Origin of the sequence: Pseudomonas sp. PB105, assembly GCF_009764655.1 — a bacterium.
GTDB classification, from domain to species: Bacteria; Pseudomonadota; Gammaproteobacteria; order Pseudomonadales; family Pseudomonadaceae; genus Aquipseudomonas; species Aquipseudomonas cyclaminis.
Genome location: NZ_RWIO01000016.1, coordinates 1 through 7,062 on the forward strand (window position 1 = coordinate 1; position 7,062 = coordinate 7,062).

The following is a 7,062-nucleotide window of genomic DNA, read 5'->3' on the forward strand; positions in this document are numbered from 1 at the left end:
TGCCGGAGATGCTGTAGTAGCCATCCGCGTTGCTGGTGCCGGTGAAGGTGATCGTCAGGCCCGAACGTGGGGTTTCTTCGTCGGTCGCGGTGAAGGTACCAGCGACGGTGCCCGCAGCAGCCGAGTTTTCTTCCAGGGTGTTAGCTGCAACCGTGATCACCGGCACATCGTTGTGCAGGTTGACGGTCGGTTGGCCGCTGTTGCTGGAGTTCGCGCCTGATGGATCGGTAACGGTCAGATCGATCTTCGGCAACTGGTTGCCGGCGTTAACGAAGTCAGCGCCTTTTTGGGTCAGCACAACGTTGTTGCCGGAGATGCTGTAGTAGCCATCGGCGTTGCTGGTGCCCGTGAAGGTGATGGTCAGGCCATCGCGTGGGGTTTCTTCGTCGGTGGCCGTGAAGGTACCGGCGACGGTGCCGACTGAGGCAGAGTTTTCTTCGATCGTGGTCGGAGTAACTTCAATCACCGGCACATCGTTGACCAAGGTCACAGTCGGCTGACCTTCGCCAGTAGAGCTGAGACCACCGGCGTCGGTGACGGTCAGGTCGATCTTCGGCAGCGGGTTACCCGCGTTGACGAATTCAGCGCCTTTGGCCGTCAGGACCACGTTGTTGCCCGAGATAGCGTAGTAGCCGTCTACGTTGGTGCCGGCAGTGAAGCTAACAGTCAAACCATCGCGCGGCGTTTCTTCGTCACGGGCGTTGAAGGTACCGGCGACGGTGCCAGCTTCAGCAGCGTTCTCAACGATGGTGGTCGGCGTTACATCAATCACCGGAACGTCGTTGACCAAAGTTACGGTCGGCTGGCCTTCGCCAGTGGAGCTGAGGCCACCAGCGTCAGTGACGGTCAGGTCGATCTTCGGCAGCGGGTTACCCGCGTTGACGAATTCAGCACCTTTGGCAGTCAGCACAACGTTGTTGCCGGAGATGGCGTAGTAGCCGTCGGCGTTGGTGCCAGCGGTGAAGCTCACGGTCAGACCATCACGTGGGGTCTCTTCGTCTTTGGCAACGAAGGTACCGGCAACGGTGCCCGCTTCAGCAGCGTTCTCAACGATAGTGGTCGGCGTAACGTCAATCAGCGGAACGTCGTTAACCAAGGTCACAGTCGGCTGGCCTTCGCCAGTGGAACTGAGGCCACCAGCGTCGGTGACAGTCAGATCGATCTTCGGCAGCGGGTTACCCGCGTTGACGAATTCGGCGCCTTTGGCCGTCAGCACCACGTTGTTGCCCGAGATGGCGTAGTAGCCGTCTGCGTTAGTACCAGCAGTGAAGCTCACGGTCAGACCATCGCGAGGAGTTTCTTCGTCACGTGCGTTGAAGGTACCGGCGACGGTGCCTGCTTCAGCGGCGTTCTCGACAATGGTGGTCGGCGTGATGTCGATCAACGGTACGTCGTTGACCAGCGTCACAGTCGGCTGGCCTTCGCCAGTAGAGCTGAGACCACCGGCGTCGGTGACAGTCAGGTCGATTTTCGGCAGTGGGTTACCCGCGTTGACGAATTCGGCACCTTTGGCAGTCAGGACAACGTTGTTGCCAGAAATAGCGTAGTAGCCGTCTGCGTTAGTACCAGCAGTGAAGCTAACGGTCAGACCATCACGCGGAGTTTCTTCATCACGTGCGTTGAAAGTACCGGCAACGGTGCCCGCTTCAGCAGCGTTCTCAACGATAGTGGTCGGTGTTACATCAATCACCGGAACGTCGTTGACCAGGGTCACGGTAGGCTGGCCTTCGCCGGTAGAGCTGAGGCCACCAGCGTCAGTAACAGTCAGGTCGATCTTCGGCAGCGCGTTACCCGCGTTGACGAAGTCAGCACCTTTAGCCGTCAACACAACGTTGTTGCCAGAGATGGCGTAGTAGCCGTCTACGTTGGTGCCGGCAGTGAAGCTAACAGTCAGACCATCACGCGGAGTTTCTTCGTCACGTGCGTTGAACGTGCCCGCAACAGTGCCCGCTTCAGCGGCGTTCTCGACAATGGTGGTCGGCGTGATGTCGATCAACGGTACGTCGTTAACCAAGGTCACAGTCGGCTGACCTTCACCGGTGGAGCTGAGGCCACCAGCGTCAGTAACAGTCAGGTCGATCTTCGGCAGCGGGTTGCCCGCGTTGACGAATTCAGCGCCTTTGGCGGTCAACACAACGTTGTTACCGGAGATGGCGTAGTAGCCGTCTGCGTTAGTACCAGCAGTGAAGTTAACAGTCAGACCATCACGCGGTGTCTCTTCGTCTTTAGCAACGAAAGTACCGGCAACGGTGCCTGCTTCAGCAGTGTTCTCAACGATAGTGGTCGGTGTTACATCAATCACCGGAACGTCGTTGACCAGGGTCACGGTAGGATGAGCTTCGCCAGTAGAGCTGAGACCACCGGCGTCGGTAACGGTCAGGTCGATCTTCGGCAGCTGGTTGCCGGCGTTGACGAATTCGGCGCCTTTGGCTGTCAGGACAACGTTGTTGCCAGAAATAGCGTAGTAGCCGTCTGCGTTGGTGCCAGCAGTGAAGCTAACAGTCAGACCATCACGCGGAGTTTCCTCGTCACGCGCATTGAAGGTACCGGCGACGGTGCCCGCTTCAGCAGCGTTCTCAACGATAGTGGCCGGCGTAACGTCAATCAGCGGAACGTCGTTAACCAAGGTCACAGTCGGCTGGCCTTCGCCGGTAGAGCTGAGGCCACCAGCGTCGGTGACAGTCAGGTCGATTTTCGGCAGCGGGTTACCCGCGTTGACGAATTCGGCACCTTTCGCGGTCAGCACAACGTTGTTGCCCGAGATGGCGTAGTAGCCGTCTGCGTTAGTACCAGCAGTGAAGCTCACGGTCAGACCATCACGCGGAGTTTCTTCGTCACGTGCGTTGAACGTGCCAGCAACGGTACCAGCTTCGGCAGTGTTCTCGACAATAGTGGTCGGCGTGATATCAATCAGCGGCACATCGTTGACCAGCGTCACACCCGGCGTAGCCGCATCGTGGGAGCTGCCCTTGTCGGCGTCGGTGACGGTCAGGTCAATGGCCGGCAGTTTGTTGCCCGCGTTGACGAAGTTCGCGCCCGCCAGGGTCAACACCACGGCGTTGCCCACGAGGGTGTAGTAGCCGTTTTTGTTGGTGTCGCCGGTGAAGGTGACTTTCAGATCGGCAATCGGGGTCTCGACGTCGCTGACGGTAAAGGTACCGGCGACGGTGCCTTCGCCGACCTGTTTTTCCACCAGGTCGTTCGCGACGACTTCAATCACTGGCAGGTCGTTGACCGCAATCACATTGATCGGCAGCGTAATCGACTCGGACTTCGGCGTCGCATCACCATCTTGCGCAGTGGCGGTAACGGTGAGGTTCACCAGGCCGTTGGCGTTTGGCACCGGGTTGTAGACCAGTGTGGCCTTGTTCCAGCTGCTGATATCGATGCTTTGCACGTCAGCCGTGGCCGTGAAGCTGTGGCCCGGCGTGCCATCGGAAATGGTCGCGCCTTGCGGAATGCCGCTGATTTCCAGCTTGAGGGTCTCGGAACCATCTGTGTCAGTGGCATAAGCATCAATCGCGGACAACTTGATCGCGTGATCTTCCAGGCCGGTATTCAGCACTTGGGTAACGCTGATGTTGTCCAGCACGCCGCCAAGCGAGTTGTTGGTGTCGCCGGCCGGGGCCTTGAATTCGAGTTTGGCGTCGCCGTCAGCGGTGACGGGCACGGTGAAGGTGTAGGTCTTCATGCCCACGACGGTGGCGTCCAGGGTGCCGACTTTGACGCCGCCCCAGAACACGTCGATCACCGAGTTGTTCTCGGCGCCCGCACGCGGCGAGTAATCGACCGAGATGGTGTAAGCAGTGCCGCTTTCAGCCTTGATGATGGTGTACAGGCTGGCGTCATCGCCGGCGTTTTTCTCCAGCTCGATGACCGGGCTGTTGCCTGGGGTCTCTACGCCGTAGACGCTGCCTTGGCCGATTTCCACTTTGCCGTCGGCGTTGCCGGTCAGCCATTGGGTGTTCGGATTAGTGCCCGTGCCGGCTGCGTTATTGGCATCGCCAACCGCGACCGTGCCCCAGGCGCCGTTGATCGGGGCACTGTCGAAGTTGATCGCGCTCACCACGCCGCCGCCGAGCAGGCCCAGGTGCGGGGTGTCGGTGACTGGCGCGATGGTGATTGCTGCGGTGGTGTCGCCGCTTGGTTTGCCGGCATTGTCGACGGCGGTGAAGGTCAGCGAAGTGCTGCCGCTCCAGTCGCCGGTCGGCGAGAAGTACACCGAAGCCTTGCCGTCGGCACCTGCCGGTACCGAGTCGCCGACTTTCAGGGCGATGGTGAGCGTCGAGTCGCTGTAGAGCGTGCCGTTGGTCGGCAAGGTGGTGATGACGAAGCTGGCAACGGAGCCATCCACGTCGGCGCCACTCAGGACGATGGTTGCGGCGTGGTCTTCGTTGGCACTGGCTGGGTCAGCCGAGGCGGTCGGCGCATCGTTGAACAGGTCGATGGTGACCTTGCCGGTGGCGCTGCCGGTTTCCGGTGGCTCGCGGTCAAGGTTGCCGCCGCCGATGTCGGTGACGTCGATGGTGACGGTGCGATCAGTGCCAGCCGGATTGTTGCCCGGGGCTTGGAAGGTAATCGCTTCAACCAGCTTGATGAAGTCCGCCGCGCTGCTGCCGGCTGGCGAATTGCTAGTCAGGGTGTAGACGACTTTGCCATCCGCGGCGCTGCCGGTTTCGGTGATGGTGATACCGGCAACGGCCAGGGCCTTGAGTACATCGGCATTGCTGAGCAGATCACCAGACACCAGGTGATCAACCGTGACCACCACTTTGCTGAAGGTGGAGTTGTCGACGTCGCTGATGGACAGGTTCTTGACCAGCGCGCCGCCTGCGGTCTGCTCGGTGAAGGTGGTGCTGTCGAAGCTGACTACTGGCACATCGTTGACCGGAACCACGTAGACCACCGAGGTCACTGGCGCGGAGTCCGCCTGACCGTCGTTCACGGTGATGGTCAGGTTGCGATTGACCGGGCTCGGGTCTTCGCTCTCGCTGGCGAAGTGCACCGAGCGCAGGACTTCTTGGTACTCAGCCTTGGTGGCTTCGCCGGACAGGCTCAGCACACCGGTGTTCTTGTCATAGCTGACGGTGATTTTGGTGTTGCTGACATCCGCGATCAGCACGTCATCGGTCAGGTGGTTGACCAGCGTGACCTTGGCGCTTTGCAAGGTGCTGTTGTCGACGTCGGCGATGGTCAGGTTTGCCGCAACGTAGCCGCCCGGCTTGCCTTCAATGTAGGTGTCGCCGAACGCGTTGGTCGAACCGTTGCCCAGCACCGGCGCGTCGTTGACCGCAGTGACTACGATGCCGATCTTGCCGCTGGTGACTTCTTCAACGCCGGTGCTCAACTCTTTGGCCGTGGCTTTGACGGTCAGGTCGAAACTGGCAGTCGAGTCCTTGAACGGGGTAACGGTCAGGGTGCTCAGGTTCCAGGTGCTCACATCGTAGAGCGTGCTCGCGCCGGTCGAGGTGATGCTGTGACCAGTGGTGCCGTCGGTGAGCACGGCGCCTTCCGGCAGGCCGCTGATTTCAACCTTGTGGGATTCCGAGCCGTCGTTGTCGACGAACGTGGCGGTAATCGGCGCGATCTTGATCGCGGTGTCTTCCAGGCCGTGGTTGTAGACGGAACCGGTGTAATAGCCTTCGCCGTTCACCACGTGGCTGTCGCCGAGCACCATGCCGGCGGCTTCAAGCGCGGCCACACTGGTGTAGGTCTGCAGGCCGCTGTTGCCCAACGACACGGCCGGGCCGTTGTTGGTCGATACGTTGACGTCGTAGTTGCCCGGGCCGTTCTGGTTGTAGTGGTAGACGTCGAGGGTGTAGTAACCCGACTCGGTCGGCGTGTAGGTCGACCCGCCAATCCCGCTGCCCTGGCTCCAGGTCTCGGAAGCAACCAGCTTGCCGCCTACGGTGATTGCCAGACTGTCGTCGGCAGTACCGCTGAAGGTGTAGCTCTTGCCGGCTTCCAAGTAGACCAGGCCCGACACTTTGGTCGCGGTGCCTTCGGCCACGTTGCCGTTGCTCACATTGCTGGTCACGCCAGTGGAGGCTGCGCTGTCAGCGGTCTGGGCGTTGATCACATTGATCAGCGTGCTCGACTGGGTAACGCCTTGGCCGTTGGTGCCCAGTTCAGCCGGCAGGTTGCTGCCGGTCCAGGTTTGAATGGTCAGACCGGTTGGCACTTGACCGAAGGTCAAAACCGGCACATCCGTCACCGGGTGGATATCCACGGTGATGGTTTTAGTGTCGCTGTAGGAGCTGCCGTCAGTCGCCTGGAAGTTCAGCTCGGTGTAATCGCCTTGCTTGTTACCCACGCCAGTGCCGCCGAAGCTGTTATCGCCCGACTCGTTGTCTGCCGGGGTGTAACGCACGTTGTGGGCATCGAAGTCAGCCTGAGTGAAGGCCTTGCCCGCCGAGGTGTCGGTTTTCAGATCGGCCGTGGTGAGCTTGACCCACTCGCCGTCGACTTTGTATTCGATGGAACCGGCCGGCAGGCTGGTAAACACTACTGCCGGGCTGGTGGAATCTTCGTCCTGGACGCCGAACGTCGCCCAAGTGAGCTCGATCGAGGTGTCTTCGTTGCCCTCGATGCGGCCGTCGACGGCGGTCGGGGTGTCATCGACCAGGGTTACGGTCGGCTGGCCTTCGCCGGTGGAGCTAAGGCCACCGGCGTCGGTGACGGTCAGGTCGATCTTCGGCAGTTGGTTGCCGGCGTTGACGAAATCGGCGCCTTTTTGGGTCAACACGACATTGTTGCCGGAGAGGCTGTAATAGCCGTCAGCGTTGGTGCCGGTGGTGAAGTTGATGGTCAGGTTTTCACGCGGAGTTTCTTCGTCACGTGCGTTGAAGGTACCGGCGACGGTGCCTGCCTCGGCGGTGTTTTCGACGATGGTGGTCGGCGTGATGTCGATCAGTGGTACATCGTTGACCAGGGTAACGGTCGGCTGCCCTTCGCCGGTAGAGCTGAGGCCACCGGCGTCGGTGACGGTCAGGTCGATCTTCGGCAGCTGGTTGCCGGCGTTGACGAATTCGGCGCCTTTGGCGGTCAGTACGACGTTGTTGC

Annotated in this window: 1 pseudogene; it reads right to left on the minus strand. The window is 60.5% G+C overall.

From position 1 onward, the window contains the following. A pseudogene (locus EJD88_RS02750) lies at nucleotides 1-7,062 on the minus strand (Ig-like domain-containing protein); the annotation flags it as partial.